The organism is Mesorhizobium sp. M1396 (genome assembly GCF_040317725.1).
Taxonomy (GTDB): Bacteria; Pseudomonadota; Alphaproteobacteria; order Rhizobiales; family Rhizobiaceae; genus Mesorhizobium.
The window spans coordinates 253637-271617 of the sequence record NZ_JAMYLA010000002.1; the positions used below are offsets into that span (position 1 = coordinate 253637).

Annotated in this window: 16 protein-coding genes; 9 read left to right on the plus strand and 7 right to left on the minus strand. The window is 63.1% G+C overall.

Annotated features, from left to right (window positions below; translation table 11 throughout):
- Positions 1-114: 114 nt before the first annotated feature.
- A complete protein-coding gene (locus tag NKH02_RS02415) occupies positions 115-1701 on the plus strand; it encodes a trimethylamine methyltransferase family protein (RefSeq protein ID WP_352876045.1) in 1587 nt (528 codons plus the stop codon).
- Positions 1702-1720: 19 nt separating this feature from the next.
- On the opposite strand, the gene NKH02_RS02420 is transcribed toward NKH02_RS02415, so the two are convergent.
- The 4 genes from NKH02_RS02420 to NKH02_RS02435 all read right to left on the minus strand — a co-directional run bounded on the left by NKH02_RS02420 (position 1721) and on the right by NKH02_RS02435 (position 6455).
- A complete protein-coding gene (locus NKH02_RS02420) occupies positions 1721-2119 on the minus strand; it encodes a hypothetical protein (RefSeq protein ID WP_352876048.1) in 399 nt (132 codons plus the stop codon).
- A 61-nt stretch (positions 2120-2180) separates the two neighbouring features.
- Positions 2181-3572, minus strand: coding sequence for a chromate efflux transporter (chrA, locus tag NKH02_RS02425; RefSeq protein ID WP_352872028.1), 1392 nt, complete (start codon positions 3570-3572; stop codon positions 2181-2183).
- Positions 3569-4393, minus strand: coding sequence for a chromate resistance protein ChrB domain-containing protein (locus NKH02_RS02430; RefSeq protein ID WP_352876050.1), 825 nt, complete (start codon positions 4391-4393; stop codon positions 3569-3571). Before NKH02_RS02430 ends, chrA begins: the two co-directional genes overlap by 4 nt.
- A gap of 256 nt (positions 4394-4649) precedes the next feature.
- Entirely contained in the window at positions 4650-6455 is a 1806-nt protein-coding gene (locus NKH02_RS02435) for an IlvD/Edd family dehydratase (protein WP_352876053.1), read from the minus strand.
- A 147-nt stretch (positions 6456-6602) separates the two neighbouring features.
- Between NKH02_RS02435 and NKH02_RS02440 the strand changes: the two genes are divergently transcribed.
- On the plus strand, positions 6603-7055 hold the full coding sequence (locus NKH02_RS02440; RefSeq protein WP_352876055.1) for an SRPBCC family protein: 453 nt from the start codon (positions 6603-6605) through the stop codon (positions 7053-7055).
- A gap of 61 nt (positions 7056-7116) precedes the next feature.
- Here the strand turns inward: NKH02_RS02440 and NKH02_RS02445 are convergent, their stop codons facing one another.
- Positions 7117-8301 carry an Mrp/NBP35 family ATP-binding protein gene (locus NKH02_RS02445; RefSeq protein WP_352876057.1) on the minus strand — a complete coding sequence of 395 codons (1185 nt, stop codon included), beginning with the start codon at positions 8299-8301 and terminating at the stop codon, positions 7117-7119.
- A 246-nt stretch (positions 8302-8547) separates the two neighbouring features.
- Here NKH02_RS02445 and NKH02_RS02450 point away from each other — a divergent pair, with 246 nt between their 5' ends.
- A complete protein-coding gene (locus tag NKH02_RS02450) occupies positions 8548-8925 on the plus strand; it encodes a VOC family protein (RefSeq protein ID WP_352876060.1) in 378 nt (125 codons plus the stop codon).
- Positions 8926-8936: 11 nt separating this feature from the next.
- On the opposite strand, the gene NKH02_RS02455 is transcribed toward NKH02_RS02450, so the two are convergent.
- Both NKH02_RS02455 and NKH02_RS02460 read right to left on the minus strand, forming a co-directional pair.
- Positions 8937-9941 carry an inorganic phosphate transporter gene (locus NKH02_RS02455; RefSeq protein WP_352876085.1) on the minus strand — a complete coding sequence of 335 codons (1005 nt, stop codon included), beginning with the start codon at positions 9939-9941 and terminating at the stop codon, positions 8937-8939.
- 3 nt (positions 9942-9944) lie between these two features.
- Positions 9945-10586, minus strand: a complete 642-nt coding sequence (locus NKH02_RS02460; protein ID WP_352876063.1) for a DUF47 family protein — start codon at positions 10584-10586, stop codon at positions 9945-9947.
- Between the two features lie 152 nt (positions 10587-10738).
- Here NKH02_RS02460 and NKH02_RS02465 point away from each other — a divergent pair, with 152 nt between their 5' ends.
- The 6 genes from NKH02_RS02465 (at position 10739) to NKH02_RS02490 (ending at position 17863) form a co-directional block, all read left to right on the plus strand.
- Positions 10739-11638 carry a LysR family transcriptional regulator gene (locus NKH02_RS02465; RefSeq protein WP_352876086.1) on the plus strand — a complete coding sequence of 300 codons (900 nt, stop codon included), beginning with the start codon at positions 10739-10741 and terminating at the stop codon, positions 11636-11638.
- A gap of 141 nt (positions 11639-11779) precedes the next feature.
- Positions 11780-12253: a formate dehydrogenase subunit gamma gene (locus NKH02_RS02470; protein ID WP_502913765.1), complete on the plus strand. Its 474-nt coding sequence runs from the start codon at positions 11780-11782 to the stop codon at positions 12251-12253.
- Positions 12250-13806, plus strand: coding sequence for a formate dehydrogenase beta subunit (locus tag NKH02_RS02475; RefSeq protein WP_352876068.1), 1557 nt, complete (start codon positions 12250-12252; stop codon positions 13804-13806). The genes NKH02_RS02470 and NKH02_RS02475 overlap by 4 nt, the downstream gene beginning before the upstream one ends.
- A 10-nt stretch (positions 13807-13816) precedes the next feature.
- Positions 13817-16729 (plus strand): formate dehydrogenase subunit alpha, encoded by a 2913-nt coding sequence (fdhF, locus tag NKH02_RS02480; protein WP_352876071.1) that lies wholly within the window; start codon positions 13817-13819, stop codon positions 16727-16729.
- Between the two features lie 2 nt (positions 16730-16731).
- Positions 16732-17562 (plus strand): formate dehydrogenase accessory sulfurtransferase FdhD, encoded by an 831-nt coding sequence (gene fdhD / locus NKH02_RS02485; protein ID WP_352876074.1) that lies wholly within the window; start codon positions 16732-16734, stop codon positions 17560-17562.
- Positions 17552-17863, plus strand: a complete 312-nt coding sequence (locus NKH02_RS02490) for a formate dehydrogenase subunit delta (RefSeq protein WP_352872016.1) — start codon at positions 17552-17554, stop codon at positions 17861-17863. Before fdhD ends, NKH02_RS02490 begins: the two co-directional genes overlap by 11 nt.
- Positions 17864-17981 lie beyond the last annotated feature (118 nt).

Genomic DNA, 17981 nt, shown 5'->3' on the forward strand with positions numbered 1-17981 from the left:
ACTGGCCCATAGTCTGGGCCAATGCCGGCGGCATAGTCGGAGACATAAGGGGAAGAAGCAGCCGATGGTGGACCAACCGCCGCGCCCTGCTTCTCGGAAAGGTGGAGTGTCTCCATGTCAGTTCTTGAAAAGCGGGAAGCGGCGGCGGATCAACGTTCGCGGCGCTCCGGCGGGCGCGAAGCGCGCCGCGCCATGCGGGCAGCGCCCTTGGCCGACGACATCAAGCCAGTGCGCGCCGGCCTCGAAGGCGGCAGTTACGGACCGCTGACCCAGAACGACCAGGAACGCATCCACGAAGCGGTGCTGACGCTCCTGGAAACGGTCGGTTTCGCCAATGCCATTCCCTCCTGCATCGAAGCCTTGACCGAGGCCGGCGCCACCTATGGCGACGATGGCCGCATCCGCTTCCCGCGCGGGCTCGTGCTCGAGACGATCAAGAAGGCGGCACGGCATTTCACCCTGCACGGCCAGGATCCCAAGCACGACATGCTGATCAAGGGCAAGCGCGTGCATTACGGCACGGCCGGAGCCGCCGTGCATCTGGTCGATGTCGAAAAGCGCGAATACCGAGAGTCGCTGCTGCAGGACATCTATGACGCCGCCCGCCTCGTCGAAGGGCTCGACAACATCCATTTCTTCCAGCGCCCGATGGTGCCGCGCGACATTCCAGATCCACTCGAAATGGACTTCAACACGCTCTATGCCTGCGTGATGGGCACGTCGAAGCATGTCGGCACCTCGTTTACGGTGCGCGAGAATGTGCAGCCGGCGCTGGAGATGCTTTATGCCATTGCCGGCGGCGAGGAAAACTTCCGCGCCCGGCCGTTCGTGTCGAACTCCAACTGCTTCGTCGTGCCGCCGATGAAGTTCGCCGAGGACGCCTGCGGCGTGCTCGAGGCCTGTGTCGAGGGCGGCATCCCGATCCTCCTGCTCTCGGCCGGCCAGGCAGGCGCCACGGCGCCGGCGGCGATTGCGGGTGCCGTGGTGCAGGCGGTAGCCGAAGTGCTGGCTGGTCTCGTCTATGTCAACGCCATCAAGCCGGGCCATCCGGCGATTTTCGGCACATGGCCGTTCGTGTCGGATCTGCGCACCGGCGCCATGTCCGGCGGTTCGGCCGAGCAGGCGGTGCTGACCGCGGCCTGCGCGCAGATGGCGCAATACTACGATTTGCCTGGCGGTTCGGCCGCCGGCATGACTGATTCGAAACTGCCCGATATCCAGTCCGGCTACGAAAAGGGCATCACCGACGTGATGGCCGGTCTCGCCGGGCTCAACCTTGTCTACGAATCGGCCGGCATGCATGCCTCTCTGCTCGGCTTCTGCCTGGAAAGCCTGATCATCGACAACGACATGCTCGGCCATTGCCTGCGCTGCGTGCGCGGCATCGAGGTGACCGACGAAGCGCTGTCGATCGATACCATCGCCGATGTCTGCCTGAAGGGTCCAGGCCACTATCTCGGCAACGAACAGACGCTGCGGCTAATGCAGACGGAGTATTTTTATCCCGCCGTCGGCGATCGCTTTTCTCCCAAGGAATGGAACGAGAAGGGCCGGCCCGACATCCTGCAGCGGGCGATCATCGAGAAGAAGCGCGTGCTTGCCGAGCGCTTTCCGCGCCATGTGCCGAAGCAGATCGACGACCGGCTGCGCGCCCGCTTTGGCGAGATGATCAAGCTGCCGCGCGGCAGCATGGGCGGGTAAGGAACGCTCGCCGGAACAGTTATTCGGCGCTCAGCCCGTAGCGCTCGACGACCTCGGCATCGATCAGCTTGGCGTGCAGCGCCATCAGCACGATTTGCGCATCGAAGCTGTCGCCGGCCTGCACCGCGGCCTCGACCCGGCGCTCCACGTCCTGCCGTTGCTCCAAGCCGTGGGAGCTTTCGAAGATTTCGGGCCCGGCAACGCAATAGCTGAACAATTGCGCCACTTCCGCATAGGCCTGGCTGGGCGGCTCGTCGGACCAGCGATCCTTCATCAGATTGACGATGGTCAGTTTCACGCCTTCCGGCACGAGGGCAGGATGCAGGTCGGCGCCACGCAATGCGACGTCGAGCTGCCTCAAGTCGCTCGAGCGGCCGAACATTCCGAGGAAGCCGAGAGAAGAGCGCCGTCCCGCCATGGTTCCAATCCGTTTCCAACCAATTAGGTGGTTCGCAAGCGGATTACAAAAGGGGATGGCATTATCCCCCCGCCGCCAGCAACAAGACACCGGCAAGAGCAGACGCGGCAAGCGTCGGCAGCATTCCGAGTTTCAGTTTCAGGATGGCGATCATAGCGGCAACGGAAAGCAGTGCCGCGCGCCAGTCGATCGACGAAAGCACCGGCACATTCATGCCAAGGCCGATGTTGCGGACTTCGTGGAAGATGACATGCAAGGCAAACCATAGAGCGAGATTCATGATGACGCCGACAACAGCGGCGGTGATCGCGCCCAGTGCGGCCGACAAGGCCTTGTTGCCGCGCAGGGCCTCGATATAGGGCGCGCCGAGGAATATCCAGAAGAAGCAGGGCGTGAACGTTACCCACAGGGTGAGCAACGCCCCCAGCGATCCGGCAAGCAACGGGTCCAGCGACCCGGCGTGGCGGAACGCGGCGATGAAGCCGACAAACTGCAACACCAGGATGAGCGGACCTGGCGTCGTTTCGGCAAGCCCAAGACCATCGACCATTTCACCGGGGGCGAGCCAGCCGAAGGACTGGACGGCTGCCTGTGCGACATAGGCGAGGACCGCATAGGCGCCACCGAAGGTGACGACAGCCATCAGGCTGAAGAACCCCCCTATCTCGGTCCAGACGCTTGCAGAGCCGGTGAACCACCAGATCACAAGAACGGGCCCAAGCCACAGCGGCAGCCAGATCGCGACGGTGCGCGGTGCATGCCATCTGGTCGGCTCGACATGGGCCAGTTCGCCGCGTTCGAACATCAGGTCGACCGCTCCCTTGAAGTCGCCAACATCGCCCTTGCCATGGGCGGAGCCGGAAAACAGGCCGGGAGCAACGCGGTCTCCCAGCCATCCAGTCAGGCCGGCGAGCAGGACGATGAGCGGGAAAGGCACATTCAACGCATAGATGGCGATGAACGCCGCGACCGCGATCGACACCGTGACGCGGTTCTTCAGGGCACGCCGCCCGATCCGGATCACTGCCTCGATGACAATGGCGAGCACCGCCGCCTTCACCCCGAAAAACAGCGCTTCGACGAGCGGCATGTCGCCGTAGAGCACGTAAAGGCTGCTCAAGACGAGCATGACGAGCGCGCCCGGCACGACGAACAGGATGCCGGCGACAAGGCCACCGGCCGTCCTGTGCAGCAGCCAGCCGATGTAGATGGCGAGTTGCTGGGCTTCCGGCCCAGGCAGCAGCATGCAGTAATTCAGCGCATGCAGGAAACGCTGCTCGCCGATCCAGCGCCGCTCCTCGACCAGTTCCTTGTGCATCAGCGCGATCTGCCCGGCCGGTCCGCCGAAGCTGAGCAGTCCGATCTTCGCCCAGACCTTCGTGGCTTCGGTGAAGGTCGGCGCAGCCGGAACCGGCACGTCTCCCGCCGCATCCGCCGGTACAAGAGCGCTCATGTCGGTTTACCCGTCCCGGCGGCCGGCCAGTTGTGCGTTTCTTCAGTGGCGTCGCGACACCAGCGGAAGAATGCGTCGTAGAGCAGCATGCCTGCTTCCAGTTGCTCCAGGTCGTCGCGGAACATACGCGACAGGCCAAGCGAGGCAGCCAGAAAGCCGGCGGCCTGGGGCACCAGATCGAGCCTTGCGGTATCCGCCGCGCGCACGATTACGGCAAGGCGATCGAGCGCCTCGGACTCCAGTCCGAACTCCTCGATCATCGTGTCGAAGGTGCAGCGTTCGCCGCGATGGCTCCAGAACACATTGTCGATGTCGAAAGGCACGGCCTGAAAGCGGTCGGCCACATCAGGCACTTCGGCCGCCTCGACAAACAGGAAGATCGCGTGAGGATCGACGAAACGCCGGATCAGCCAGGGGCAAGCGATGCGGTCGACCTTCGGGCGTGTCCGCGTCACCCATATAGTGCGACCCTTTTCGTCGCGCGGCGGCAATCTGTCGGTGCGGACCAGAAGCCCCCCGGCATCGCGCCAGGCTTCAAAGCCGCCTTCAAGGGATTCGGCGGAGATTCCCTCATGGCGCAGCCAGGCGGCTACCCCTTGCGAGAGTTTCCGCCCTTTCTGGCAAACGATGGCCACCAGCTTGCCGGCGAACGCGGGCGCCCAGGTCGAAACGGTTTTGAAATCGCGCCGGCACGAAGCGGGCAACAGGCGCGGATCGGCGTCGAAATCTTCGTCTATGCGAACATCGATGATCACCGGCGCACCCGGCAGCCCGATCAGACGGGATAATTGCGGTACAGTGATAGCGGTTGTTGACGGCATGGCGTCCACCTCCTGGAAGAGAAGCCTGGACGCGAACGTTGGGCTGACGCCTCACGGGGTCGTCGCGATGCACCCCTTGTCATGATGGTGGATACATCGCGCGGACTTGTCAAGGATGGTGACCGTTCTCGACCTGCTGGTCGGAACTGGCGGCCTGATTGATCAGGCCGCCAGTCGTCGATGCAGCGTCTGTGATTGTCGGCAGGAATAATTGATGATTATCCCTTGGAATTAAAGGGTGATTATCCCGGAATAATCAATGATTATCCCTGGGGACGCCGCTGGTGTGCGCGACGTCCTGGTATTTCACCGCCGGCTCCAGCACCATTCCCTCCGAGAACTGCGCGACCATGCCGCGCTGGATCTCCTGCCAGGGCGTCTGGTGCTTGGGATAGTGATAGCCGCCGTTGTTCTGCAGTTCGGCGCGGCGGCGGGTGATCTCGTCATCGGTGACGAGGATATCGGCCGTGCCCTTGCGCAGGTCGACGCGGACACGGTCCCCCGTTTTCAAGAGCGCCAGCCCGCCGCCGATCGCCGCTTCCGGCGAGGCGTTGAGGATCGACGGCGAACCAGACGTGCCCGACTGGCGACCGTCACCGATGCAGGCAAGCGCGTGGATGCCCTTCTTGATCAGGTATGCCGGCGGCTGCATGTTGACGACCTCGGCACCGCCGGGATAGCCGACCGGGCCAGCGCCGCGCATGAACAGGATGGTGTGTTCATCGATGCCTTGCGCCGGATCGTCGATGCGGGCGTGGTAGTCTTCCGGCCCGTCGAAAACCATGGCGTTGCCTTCGAAAGCCTCGGGATCCCTGGGGTTGGACAAATAGCGCTCGCGGAACTCCGGCGAGATGCCGCTGGTCTTCATGATCGCCGAATCGAACAGATTGCCCCTCAGGTTGATGAAGCCGGCATTGGCTTTCAACGGCTCGGCCACGGTGCGGATGACTTCGATGTTCTCGTTGACCACCCCTTTGCAGTTGTCGCCGATCGATTTGCCGTTGACGGTGATGGCTTCGGGGAAAGGCAGCAATCCGCCCTTCATCAATTCGGCCACAACGGCCGGCACGCCGCCCGCGTGGTGATAATCCTCGCCGAGATATTCGCCGGTCGGCTGCAGATTGACGATGAGCGGGATCTTGAGCCCGACCTTCTGCCAGTCGTCATTGTCGAGCGGCACGCCGAGATGGCGGGCAATCGCATTGAGATGGATCGGTGCGTTGGTCGAGCCGCCAATGGCCGAGTTGACAACGATGGCGTTCTCGAAGGCCTGGCGCGTCATGATATCGGACGGCTTCAGATCCTCGTGCACCATCTCGACAATGCGCTTTCCCGTCTCATAGGAAATCTGGCCGCGCTCGCGGTATGGTGCGGGAATGGCGGCCGAGCCAGGCAATTGCATGCCAAGCGCCTCGGCCAGCGAGTTCATCGTCGTGGCGGTGCCCATGGTGTTGCAATAGCCGGTGGACGGCGCCGAGGAGGCGACGATATCCATGAACTCGTCATAGCCGATCTCGCCAGCCGATAGCCGCTGGCGCGATTCCCAGACGATGGTGCCGGAGCCGGTTCGCTTGCCCTTGTGCCAGCCATTGAGCATCGGGCCGACCGACAGCGCGATCGCCGGGATGTTAACGGTGGCGGCCGCCATCAGCAGGGCCGGCGTCGTCTTGTCGCAACCGATGGTGAGCACGACGCCATCGAGCGGATAGCCGTAAAGCACCTCGACCAGGCCGAGATAGGCAAGGTTGCGGTCAAGAGCGGCGGTCGGGCGCTTGCCGGTCTCCTGGATCGGATGGCAGGGAAATTCGAAAGGAATGCCGCCCATCGAGACGATGCCTTCGCGCACGCGCTTGGCAAGTTCGATATGATGCCGGTTGCAGGGCGAAAGATCGGAGCCGGTCTGGGCGATGCCGATCAGCGGCTTGCCGGACATCAGTTCGGCGCGTGTCAGTCCGTAATTCAGGTAGCGCTCGAGATAGAGCGCCGTCATGCCCGGGTTGTCGGGATTGTCGAACCACTCCTGCGAGCGAAATTTTTTCTTGTGGGTGGGGGCGCCTGCCATTGGTGGTCTCCGTATTTGTAAGACAAATCGATATGGCAACGCGCGAGAGCAGGCAAGAGGGCGTGCGGTCGCAACCGGACTTTGGTGTGATAGACAGGCGCCCGGCCGTGCGTTAGGGCTTCATTCAGTCTTGTCCGGGAGGTTTTCATGGCTTTGGTGATCGAAGGCGAGGAGCGCATTGCCGCTCCCCTGCAAAAAGTGTGGGAAGCGCTGAACGATCCCGAGGTCTTGAAGGCGACCATTCCCGGCTGCCAGAGCCTGGAGATGAAATCGCCGACCGAAATGGCGGCGACCGTGGTGGTGAAGATCGGACCGATCAAGGCGACGTTCAACGGCGAAGTGACGCTGAAGAACCTGAAGCCGCCGCACTCCTACACGATCCAGGGTGAGGGCAAGGGTGGCATTGCCGGTTTCGCCAAGGGCGGTGCGGACGTGACGCTGGCATCAGATGGGCCCGATACCACGGTTTTGAAATACGCCGCCAAGGCCGATGTCGGCGGCAAAATCGCCCAGCTCGGCAGCCGGCTGATCGAATCGACCTCGAAGAAACTCGCCGGACAGTTTTTTTCCAGCTTCGGCGAGAAGGTCGGCGCGGCTTAGGCTGAGGTCTGCCTGAACAATGCTTGGGCTTGTTTAGGGTTGGCGTCGACCGAGCGGAAACCTACTCGAACACAATACTCGGCACGGCGGCAGCAGCCGCATCACGTTCTTCGTTGACCCGGTCCCAAACCTTCGAAGCGATGTCGCGGTAGATTTTCGCCTCGGCGCCGTCGGGCTTCGAGACGACAACCGGCGTGCCGGCATCCGAGCTTTCGCGGATGCCCATCTCGAGCGGCACTTCGCCGAGGAAGGTGACGCCGAGACGCTCGGCCTCGCGGCGAGCGCCGCCATGGCCGAAGATGTCGTAGCGTTTGCCGGTGTCGGGGGCGACGAAATAACTCATGTTTTCGACGATGCCGAGCAGCGGCACGTCGACCTTCTTGAACATGTTGAGGCCTTTTCGCGCGTCGATCAGGGCCAAATCCTGCGGCGTCGAGACGATGACGGCGCCGGCCAGCGGCACCTGCTGGGCCATGGTCAGCTGCGCGTCGCCGGTGCCGGGCGGCATGTCGACGACGAGCACGTCGAGCCGGCCCCACTCGACCTCGCGCAGCATCTGCGTCAGTGCCGACATCACCATCGGGCCGCGCCAGATCATCGGCGTTTCCTCATCGACGAGGAAGCCCATCGACATCACCTTCAGGCCGTAATTCTCCATCGGTTTCAGGATCTTGCCGTCGACGGTCTGCGGCCTGCCATGGATGTTGAGCAGCCGCGGCATGGATGGGCCGTAGATGTCGGCATCGAGCACGCCGACGCGCAGGCCGTTGGCGGCGAGGCCAAGCGCGATGTTGACGGCGGTGGTCGACTTGCCGACGCCGCCCTTGCCGGAGGCAACCGCGATGATTGCCTCGATACCGGGCACGCCGCGCTTTCCCGAACTGTGCGAGGCAGGCGCGTGCGGCGCGGCACGCGGCGTGGCAGCGGGCGGAGCCGGCCTGGGTGCGGGGCGCGACGGGACCGGAGCCTCCATGCCGCCGCCCTTCTTTTCGGCCGTCAGCGCGACGACGGCGCTGGCGACACCGGGGATCGCTTTGACGACACGTTCCGCCGCGGCACGCAGCGGCTCCATTTCCTGGGCGCGGGCGGCGGGAACGGTAATCGAGAAGAAGACCTTCCCGTCGGCGATGAAAATCTCCGAAACCATGCCGAGGTCGACGATGTTGCCGGTGAAATCCGGCCCGTTGACCGTCTTCAGGCGCTCGATGACGATTTCCTTGGTGACGTTCTGCTGGACGGCGGACATGATTTTTTCCTTGGACGTTCAGGGCTTCAGATAATGCAGTTTCCGGACAGAACCAAGCCGTGGAGCAACAGGTGCCTCGGCGTGCCCGGAAAAACGATGAAGCCTGTCTGATCGCCGACCGAACGCATCCGCGGAAAACGGCGGCCAAAGTGGCCGATCATTCCATAAAGTCGACGGTCGCCAATCTGCTGGTGCGACCTATCTGCATGACCATGGTGAGCACGACAACCAGGGAAGGAGATCATCATGCTCGCAAACTTCAACGCAACGGCCAACCTCGCGGTGAAGGATCTCGCGAAAGCCAAGGCTTTCTATGAGGGAACGCTTGGTCTGAAGCAGGTGCACGATGAGGGCGGTGAACTGATCGTGTATAAAAGCGGCGACACAGCCATTAACGTCTATCATTCCCAATATGCCGGAACCAACAAGGCAACAGCGGTGACGTGGACCGTTGGCGACGAGATCGGCAATGTCGTCAAGGCGCTGAAGTCGAAGGGCGTCAGCTTCGAGCACTATGAGATGCCGGGCTTGACGCTAGAGGGCGATATCCATGTCGGCTCCGGAATGAAGGTCGCCTGGTTCAAGGATCCAGACGGCAACATCCTGAACCTTGTGGATAGGTAGATGTCTTCACGTCACCTCGCCAGCCCAACCGCCAGGTAGGTGAGCGCCGAAATCACAGCGGTCGCCGGCAAGGTGACGATCCAGGCAATGACGATGTTGCTGGCAATGCCCCAGCGCACCGCCGAGACCCGGCGGGCGGCGCCAACGCCGATGATGGCGCCGGTGATGGTGTGCGTGGTCGAAACGGGAACCCCGAGCCAGGTGGCGGCAAACAGCGTGATGGCACCACCGGTCTCGGCGCAAAAACCCTGCATCGGATTCAGCCGGGTGATCTTCGAACCCATGGTGTGGACGATGCGCCAGCCGCCGAACAGGGTGCCGAGCGCCAGCGCCGACTGACAGGTGAGGACGACCCATAGCGGCACATAGAACGTCGCGCCGAGCACGCCCTGCGAATAGAGCAGCACGGCGATGATGCCCATGGTCTTCTGGGCGTCGTTGCCGCCATGCCCGAGCGAATAGAGCGAGGCGGAAAAGAACTGCAGGACGCGGAAGGAACTGTCGACGGCGAATGGCGTCTGGCGCACGAAGAGCCAGGAAACGGCGAGGATCAGGACAAGCGCCAGGATAAAGCCGGTCGCCGGCGAAACGACGATCGCGGCGACAGTCTTGCCGAGTCCCGTCCAGACGATGGCACCGACGCCTGCCTTTGCCACACCGGCGCCGACCAGACCGCCGATCAATGCATGCGAGCTGCTCGACGGGATGCCGGCGATCCAGGTGACGATGTTCCAGACGATGGCGCCGACAAGGGCTGCAAAGATCACAGCCGGGGTGACGATGGTGACGTCGACGATGCCCTTTCCCACTGTCTCGGCGACGTGGAGGCCGAAGAACATGAAGGCGATGAAATTGAAGAAGGCCGCCCACAACACCGCATATTGCGGCCTCAGCACGCGGGTGGAGACGATGGTGGCGATGGAGTTGGCCGCGTCGTGCAGGCCGTTGAGAAAATCGAAGAACAGCGCGACGGCGACCAGGCCGACCAGCACGGGAAAGGCGATGGTGGCTTCCATCACCTAGACATTCTCAATGACGATGCCGCTGATCTCGTTGGCGACGTCCTCGAAGCGGTCGACCACCTTTTCCAGCTCGCCATAGATCTCGCTGCCGATCATGTAGGCCATCGGGTCGCTGCGGCCGTGCTTCCTGAAGAGATCCTTCAGCCCTTGCTCGTGCAGATCGTCGGCCCGGCTTTCGACGCGCATGACCTCTTCGGCGATGGCATTGAGGCGCACCGTGTGCGCCCCGACCTTGCTGAGCAGCGGGATCGCCTCGGCCACCAGCTTGGCGGCGGCGACGATGACGCCGCCCATTTCCTGCATCAGCGGGTCGAATTCCCTCTTTTCGAACAGCTTCACCGTCTTGACGGTCTTGTGCATCATGTCGATGGCATCATCCATCGACTGGATCAGGTCCTTGATGTCGCCGCGATCGAAAGGCGTGATGAAGGAGCGCCGCACCGCCAGCAGGACTTCCGCGGTGATATGGTCGGCCTCGTCCTCGAGATCGATGATTTTCTGGCCCCAGCGGTCGATGTCCTTGCCCTGGAGAAGCTGCTCCAGCGCCTCGGCGCCACCGACCACGGTGCGGGAATGTCGTTCGAACAGTTCGAAGAAGCGATCTTCGCGCGGCAAAAGCTTGCGGAACCAGCCCAGCATGGTCGATCTCCCAGGTTTCATCCACATAGCGCCGCATTCAGCCGGGGGGAACAGGTAGCCGGCTTAAAGATGTGGATGCAGGCCAATTGCGCATGGCGCTTGCGATGAAACGCAATTTCCCCGACCTTGCGCCGAACGACCGGAAAGATCGCATGATCGACAAGCTGGAATTCTTCATCGCGCTGGCCAGGGAGGAGCATTTTGGCCGGGCGGCGGAGTTGTGCGGCGTGACCCAGCCGACGCTGTCGGCCGGCATCAAGCAGTTGGAGGGCCAGCTCGGTGTGATGCTGGTTTTGCGCGGCTCGCGCTTCCAGGGGCTGACGCCGGAGGGCAAGCAGGTGTTGGTCTGGGCGCGCCGCATCGTCGGCGACACCCGCACCATGCGCGAGGAGATGCGCGCCGCGCGCTACGGTCTGTCGGGCCGCATCCGCATCGCCGCCATCCCGACGGCGTTGGCCATGGTGGCGCGGCTGACGACGCCGTTCCGGGCAAAGCATCCGGGCGTCACCTTCTCGGTGCTGTCGCGGACCTCGATCGAGGTGCTGTCGCTGCTCGGCAATTTCGACATCGATGCCGGCATCACCTATCTCGACAATGAGCCGCTGGGGCGGGTCACCAGCGTGCCGCTCTATGACGAGCGCTATCAACTGATCACCGCGATGGGAAATCCCTATTCCGATCGCGACAAAGTGACATGGGCGGAGCTCTCAAGCCTGCCGCTGTGCCTGTTGACGCCTGATATGCAGAACCGCCGCATCATCGACCAGCATCTGGCCGAAGCCGGCGTGCAGGTGCGGCCGACGCTGGAATCCAACTCGATGATCGTGCTGTTTTCGCATATCCGCACCGGCAAATGGTCGTCGATCATGCCGCTCAACCTTGCAGAAACATTCGGCTTTTCCGAGCCGATCCGGGCCATCCCGATCGTCGAACCGGACGCCAGCCACACGGTCGGCCTGGTGGCGGCGCCGCGCGAACCGCACACGCCGCTGGTCTCGGCGCTGTTGGACGAGGCAATGGCGCTGGCGGACGATTTCCACGCCCACCGCTAGGCTAAACAATGCTGGATGAGCGAACTCGATAGAAATTTTCTATCGAGTAACGAAACAGCTTTATTGATTCAGCGGGTTTCCTCTGATTTTGTAACGACTTAGCGATAAAAAGCTATCGACCAGGGAGGGCGCTGCGTGACGATGCAGCCTGCAAGTACCGAGATCACATCGCGCACGGCCGCGATCATCCAGGAGCTGAAGGGCCTCGAAGGCCCGCTGCTGCCGATCCTTCATGGTATCCAGGAAGAGTTCGGCCATGTGCCCCAGGATGCGCTGCCGGTCATCGCCGAGGCGCTGAATATCTCCAGGGCCGAGGTGCACGGCGTCGTCACCTTCTACCATGATTATCGCAGCCATCCGGCCGGCCGGCATGTGCTGAAGCTCTGCCAGGCGGAATCCTGCCAGTCGATGGGTTCGGACGCCATCGCCGCCAAACTGAAGCAGTTGCTTGGCGTCGGCTTCCATGAGACGGCCCGCGACGGTTCGGTGACGCTGGAGCCGGTCTATTGTCTGGGCCTGTGCGCCTGTTCGCCCGCCGCAATGCTCGATGGCCAGGTGATCGGGCGGCTCGATGAGGAAAAGCTCGACGAGATCGTTGCCGAGGTGCGCTCATGATCCCGCGTATCTACATTCCCGGCGATTCCGGCGCGCTGGCGCTGGGTGCCGAAAAAGTCGCCAAGGCGATCGCAAGTGAGCTTGCCGAACGCGGCATCGAAGCCAAGATCGTGCGCAACGGCTCGCGCGGGGCTTATTTCCTCGAACCGATGGTCGAAGTGGCGACCGCCAACGGCCGCGTCGCCTATGGACCGGTCAAGCCCTCCGACGTCAAAAGCCTGTTCGACGGCGGCTTCCTCACCGGCGGCCATCACAAGCGCTGGCTGGGCGCGCCTGACAAAATCCCCTTCCTGGCCAAGCAGACGCGGCTGACCTTCGCACGTTGCGGCGTCACGGATCCGCTTTCGCTCGAATCCTACAAGAAGCATGGCGGGTTGAATGGACTGACGAATGCGCTGGGACTGACGCCTGCCGCCATTGTCGCCCAAGTGACCGAATCCGGACTGCGCGGGCGCGGTGGCGCCGGCTTCCCGACCGGCATCAAGTGGAAGACGGTGCTCGATACGTCGGGCGACCGCAAATACATTGTCTGCAACGCCGACGAAGGCGACTCGGGCACCTTCGCCGACCGCATGATCATGGAGGGGGATCCCTTCGTGCTGATCGAAGGCATGACAATCGCCGGAATTGCCACGGGCGCGACCAAGGGTTTCGTCTATGTCCGCTCGGAATATCCGCATGCGGTGGCGGTGATGAACAAGGCCGTCGAGATCGCCCGCAAGGCCGGTGTTCTTGGCGCCAGCGTGCTGGGTTCGGCCTATGCTTTCGACATGGAGATCCGGGTTGGCGCAGGCGCCTATGTCTGCGGCGAGGAGACGGCGCTGCTGGACTCGCTCGAAGGCAAGCGTGGCATGGTCCGGGCAAAACCACCGCTGCCGGCTCACAAGGGGCTGTTCGGCAAGCCGACGGTGATCAACAACGTCATCTCGCTGGCCTCGGTGCCTGTCATCATGGACAAGGGTGCGACCTTCTACAAGGATTTCGGCATGGGCCGCTCGCGCGGCACGATTCCGATCCAGATCGCGGGCAATGTCAAATATGCCGGCCTGTTCGAAGCCGCTTTCGGCATGACGCTGGGCGAGATCGTCGACGAGATCGGCGGCGGCACGGCCACCGGGCGCCCGGTCAAGGCGGTGCAGGTCGGCGGACCTCTCGGCGCCTATTTCCCGCGCGCGCTGTTCGACACGCCATTCGATTATGAGGCCTTCGCGGCCAAGGACGGGCTGATCGGCCATGCCGGCATCGTGGTGTTCGACGACACCGCCGACATGCTGAAACAAGCGCGCTTCGCCATGGAGTTCTGCGCCATCGAAAGTTGCGGCAAGTGCACGCCGTGCCGCATCGGCTCGACGCGCGGCGTCGAGACCATCGACAGAATTGCCGCGGGCATCGAACCGGAGAAGAACCTCGCTCTGGTCACCGACCTCTGCAACACGATGAAGTTTGGTTCGCTCTGCGCACTGGGCGGCTTCACGCCCTACCCTGTCATGAGCTCGATCACCCATTTCCCCGACGACTTCAAGCCTGCGCCCGTGCGCGTGGCTGCTGAATAGGAGCTGGCAGATGAACATCAAGGCCGACTTCCCATTTCTCGTCGAAGAGATCGACTATGGAACCCCGGAATCGAAGGCGCAGAAGCGGGTCACGCTGAATGTCGACGGCCGCAGCATCACCGTCCCGGAAGGCACCTCGATCATGCGTGCCGCGATGGAAGGCGGGGTCGAGATCCCGAAGCTTTGCGCCACCGACATGCTGGACTCCTTCGGTTCGTGCCGTGTCTGCCTCGTCGAGATCGAAGGGCGCGGCGGCACGCCGGCATCCTGCACGACACCCGTCGGCGAGGGCATGGTGGTGCGTACGCAGACAGAGCGGCTCGACGCCATTCGCCGCGGCGTCATGGAACTCTACGTCTCCGACCATCCGACCGGCTGGAACGAAAAGGCCGGAACCGGCGCCAGCGAATTCGATGCGGTGGCGAAGTCGATCGGGCTGACCGAGAACCGCTACGGCATCGAGGGTCGCAACCACGTCAAGCCGGAAGACGGCGTGGCGCCCGGCCATGGCTCGCTGGCGGTCGATTATATCGCGCGCGACGAATCCAATCCCTATTTCACCTATGACGCCTCGCAATGCATCGTCTGCTCGCGCTGCGTGCGGGCCTGCGAGGAGGTCCAGGGTACCTTCGCGCTGACCATCGAGGGCCGTGGTTTCGAATCCAGGGTCTCGGCGGGCATGCATGAGGCATTCATCGATTCGGAATGCGTGTCCTGCGGTGCCTGCGTGCAGGCTTGTCCGACCGATGCGCTGCGCGAGAAGACGGTGCTTGCCAAGGGCCTGCCGGAACGCTCGGCTGTCACCACCTGCGCCTATTGCGGCGTCGGCTGTTCGTTCAAGGCCGAAGTGAAGGGCGACGAGGTTATTCGCATGATGCCCTACAAGGAGGGCAAGGCGAACCACGGCCATTCCTGCGTGAAGGGCCGTTTCGCCTATGGCTACGCCACCCACAAGGACCGCATCCTGTCGCCGATGATCCGCGAAAAGATCACAGATCCGTGGCGCGAAGTGAGCTGGGAAGAGGCGATCGCCCATACGGCGAAGGAATTCCGCCGCATCCAGTATCAGTACGGACGCACCGCGATCGGCGGCATCACCTCGTCGCGCTGCACCAACGAGGAAACCTACCTCGTCCAGAAGATGGTGCGGCAGGGCTTCCGCAACAACAATGTCGACACCTGCGCGCGCGTCTGCCATTCGCCAACGGGCTACGGGCTCGGCCAGACATATGGCACCTCGGCCGGCACGCAGGATTTCGACTCCGTCGATTACACCGACGTCGCCGTCGTCATCGGTGCCAATCCCGCCTCGGCCCACCCGGTATTCGCCTCGCGACTGAAGAAGCGGCTGCGCCAGGGCGCCAAGCTGATCGTGCTCGATCCGCGCCGCACCGAGATGGTCAAGTCGGCACATATCGAAGCGGATTATCACCTGCCGCTGAAGCCCGGCACCAATGTGGCCGTGCTGACGGCCCTGGCGCATGTCATCGTCACCGAAGGCCTGTTCGACGAAGCCTTCATCCGCGAACGCTGCGACTGGACGGAATTCCAGGATTGGGCATCCTTCGTCGCCTTGCCGGAAAACAGCCCCGAAACCGTCGGCAAGCTGTCCGGCGTCGATCCCGAACTTATCCGTGGTGCTGCGCGTCTCTACGCTACCGGCGGCAACGGCGCGATCTATTACGGCCTGGGCGTGACGGAACACAGTCAGGGCTCAACCACGGTGATGGCGATCGCCAACCTCGCCATGGCCACCGGCAATATCGGCCGGCCAGGCGTCGGCGTGAACCCGCTGCGCGGCCAGAACAATGTCCAGGGCTCCTGCGACATGGGCTCCTTCCCGCACGAACTGCCCGGCTATCGCCATATCTCCGGCGAAGCCGTGCGCGACATCTATGAGACCCTGTGGGGGGTGAAGCTGGACGACGAACCCGGCCTGCGCATCCCCAACATGCTGGACGCCGCCGTCGACGGCAGCTTCAAGGGCATCTACATCCAGGGCGAGGACATTCTGCAGTCCGATCCGGACACCAAGCATGTCGCCGCCGGCCTCGCCGCGATGGAATGCGTCGTCGTGCACGACCTCTTCCTCAACGAGACGGCGAACTACGCGCATGTCTTCCTGCCGGGCTCGACCTTCCTGGAGAAGGACGGCACCTTCACCAACGCGGAGCGCCGCATCAACATGGTGCGCAAGGTTCTTGAGCCGAAGGCGCGCTACGCAGATTGGGAGGCGACGCAGGAGCTTGCACGCGCGATCGGGCTGGACTGGAACTATCGGCATCCTTCCGAGATCATGGACGAGATCGCGATGACGACGCCAAGCTTCGCCGGCGTCTCCTTCGAATTGCTCGACCGCGTCGGATCCGTGCAATGGCCCTGCAACGAGAAAGCGCCGCTCGGCACCCCGATCATGCATATCGATGGGTTCGTGCGCGGCAAGGGCAAGTTCATCCGCACCGAATATGTGGCGACGGACGAAAGGACCGGACCGCGCTTCCCGCTGCTGCTCACCACCGGCCGCATTCTGTCGCAGTACAATGTCGGCGCGCAGACCAGGCGCACCGACAACATCATGTGGCACGCAGAGGACCGGCTGGAGATCCACCCGCACGACGCCGAGAATCGCGGACTGCGCGACGGCGACTGGGTCCGGCTGACCAGCCGCTCGGGCGAGACGACGTTGCGCGCGATGATCACGGACCGGGTGTCGCCCGGCGTCGTCTACACGACGTTCCATCATCCGGACACGCAGGCCAACGTGATCACCACCGATTTCTCCGACTGGGCGACCAACTGTCCGGAATACAAGGTGACGGCGGTGCAGGTCGGCGCCTCGAACGGGCCGTCTGAATGGCAGCGCGACTATGACGAGCAGGCCAAGCAGAGCCGTCGCATCGCGAAGCTGGAAGCGGCGGAATAGTCTTGAGCGCGCGCCGCAAAGCCACGACGCAGGTATCGCGGCTGGCGCGCCGCGCGGTCGGGACGACGGCTGCCGACCGCATGGTGCCGGAAGAGACGCCGGTGGCGTTCTCCTTTGCCGGCACCACGCACGCCGTGATGATGGCGAGCCCGGCCGATTTCGAGGATTTCGCGCTCGGTTTCTCGCTGACCGAAGGCATCATCGCCCTGCCCGACGAGATCGAGGCCATCGAGGTCGAGGATCATGGCGCCGGCATCGATATCCAGATCAGGCTGAAGGACACCGCCAACACGCGCTTCGAGGCGCGGCGCAGACGACTGGCCGGCCCGGTCGGCTGCGGGCTCTGCGGCATCGAATCGATCGAGGAAGCGATGCGCTCGGTCGACGAAGTCGGTGCGTCGAAACTTACACTTGATGCCGACGATATCGTTCGCTCGGTCAAGCTTCTGTCGAAAGTGCAGCCGCTTCACACCGAGACCGGAGCCGTGCACGCCGCCGGCTTCTATGTACCGGGCAAGGGCATCGTCATGGCGCGCGAGGATGTCGGCCGTCACAATGCGCTGGACAAGCTGGCCGGCGCGCTTGCCAGGGCCGGCATCGATGGCGCATCCGGTGCTGTCGTGGTGACGTCGCGGGTGTCGGTCGAAATGGTGCAGAAGACGGCGGCGATCGGCTCGGCCTTGATCATCGCCGTCTCGGCGCCGACCGCACTTGCCATCCGCACGGCGCAAGAGGCCGGCATGACGCTGGTGGCGCTGGTTCGCGGCGACGATTTTGATATTTTCACCCACCCCGGCCGGGTGGTTTGCGGAGTTGCCAAGCATGTCGCATGACGAAGAACACATCATGAGCACCCGCGAGAAGCTGGTGCGCATGGCAAACCAGATCGCCGATTTCTTCCACTCCAAGCCACGCGAGGAAGGCATTGCCGGCGTCGCAGAGCACATCAACAAGTTCTGGGAGCCGAGGATGCGGCTGCAACTGTTCCAAATGCTGGACGCCGGCACCGAGAACTTCAACGAGTTGGTGGTGGCCGCCTCCGTCAAGATCAAGCGGCCGATCACCCCGGCTGAAGCCGACCTCAAACTCGGGCTCAAGGCCTTCCCCGCCGACGTCGCCGCCTCGCAAAAGTAGCCGTCGAGTCTTGCCGGCCTATATTCGCTGTCGCTAGAGCGGGATGAAATTACGGTGAGTCGATAAGGGATTCCCAAATCGATTGGAATTTGATTCAACCTTCTGGCTGGAGCTGGAG

What these genes read in the sequence shown, in the direction of transcription:
- NKH02_RS02475 (WP_352876068.1), top strand. Translation starts at nt 12,250, where the DNA reads ATGATCCCGCGTATCTACATTCCCGGCGATTCCGGCGCGCTGGCGCTG.
- fdhF (WP_352876071.1), top strand. Translation starts at nt 13,817, where the DNA reads ATGAACATCAAGGCCGACTTCCCATTTCTCGTCGAAGAGATCGACTAT.
- NKH02_RS02435 (WP_352876053.1), bottom strand. Translation starts at nt 6,455, where the DNA reads ATGGCAGGCGCCCCCACCCACAAGAAAAAATTTCGCTCGCAGGAGTGG.
- NKH02_RS02415 (WP_352876045.1), top strand. Translation starts at nt 115, where the DNA reads ATGTCAGTTCTTGAAAAGCGGGAAGCGGCGGCGGATCAACGTTCGCGG.
- NKH02_RS02455 (WP_352876085.1), bottom strand. Translation starts at nt 9,941, where the DNA reads ATGGAAGCCACCATCGCCTTTCCCGTGCTGGTCGGCCTGGTCGCCGTC.
- NKH02_RS02470 (WP_502913765.1), top strand. Translation starts at nt 11,780, where the DNA reads ATGCAGCCTGCAAGTACCGAGATCACATCGCGCACGGCCGCGATCATC.
- NKH02_RS02450 (WP_352876060.1), top strand. Translation starts at nt 8,548, where the DNA reads ATGCTCGCAAACTTCAACGCAACGGCCAACCTCGCGGTGAAGGATCTC.
- NKH02_RS02445 (WP_352876057.1), bottom strand. Translation starts at nt 8,301, where the DNA reads ATGTCCGCCGTCCAGCAGAACGTCACCAAGGAAATCGTCATCGAGCGC.
- NKH02_RS02430 (WP_352876050.1), bottom strand. Translation starts at nt 4,393, where the DNA reads ATGCCGTCAACAACCGCTATCACTGTACCGCAATTATCCCGTCTGATC.
- chrA (WP_352872028.1), bottom strand. Translation starts at nt 3,572, where the DNA reads ATGAGCGCTCTTGTACCGGCGGATGCGGCGGGAGACGTGCCGGTTCCG.
- NKH02_RS02490 (WP_352872016.1), top strand. Translation starts at nt 17,552, where the DNA reads ATGTCGCATGACGAAGAACACATCATGAGCACCCGCGAGAAGCTGGTG.
- NKH02_RS02420 (WP_352876048.1), bottom strand. Translation starts at nt 2,119, where the DNA reads ATGGCGGGACGGCGCTCTTCTCTCGGCTTCCTCGGAATGTTCGGCCGC.
- NKH02_RS02460 (WP_352876063.1), bottom strand. Translation starts at nt 10,586, where the DNA reads ATGCTGGGCTGGTTCCGCAAGCTTTTGCCGCGCGAAGATCGCTTCTTC.
- NKH02_RS02465 (WP_352876086.1), top strand. Translation starts at nt 10,739, where the DNA reads ATGATCGACAAGCTGGAATTCTTCATCGCGCTGGCCAGGGAGGAGCAT.
- NKH02_RS02440 (WP_352876055.1), top strand. Translation starts at nt 6,603, where the DNA reads ATGGCTTTGGTGATCGAAGGCGAGGAGCGCATTGCCGCTCCCCTGCAA.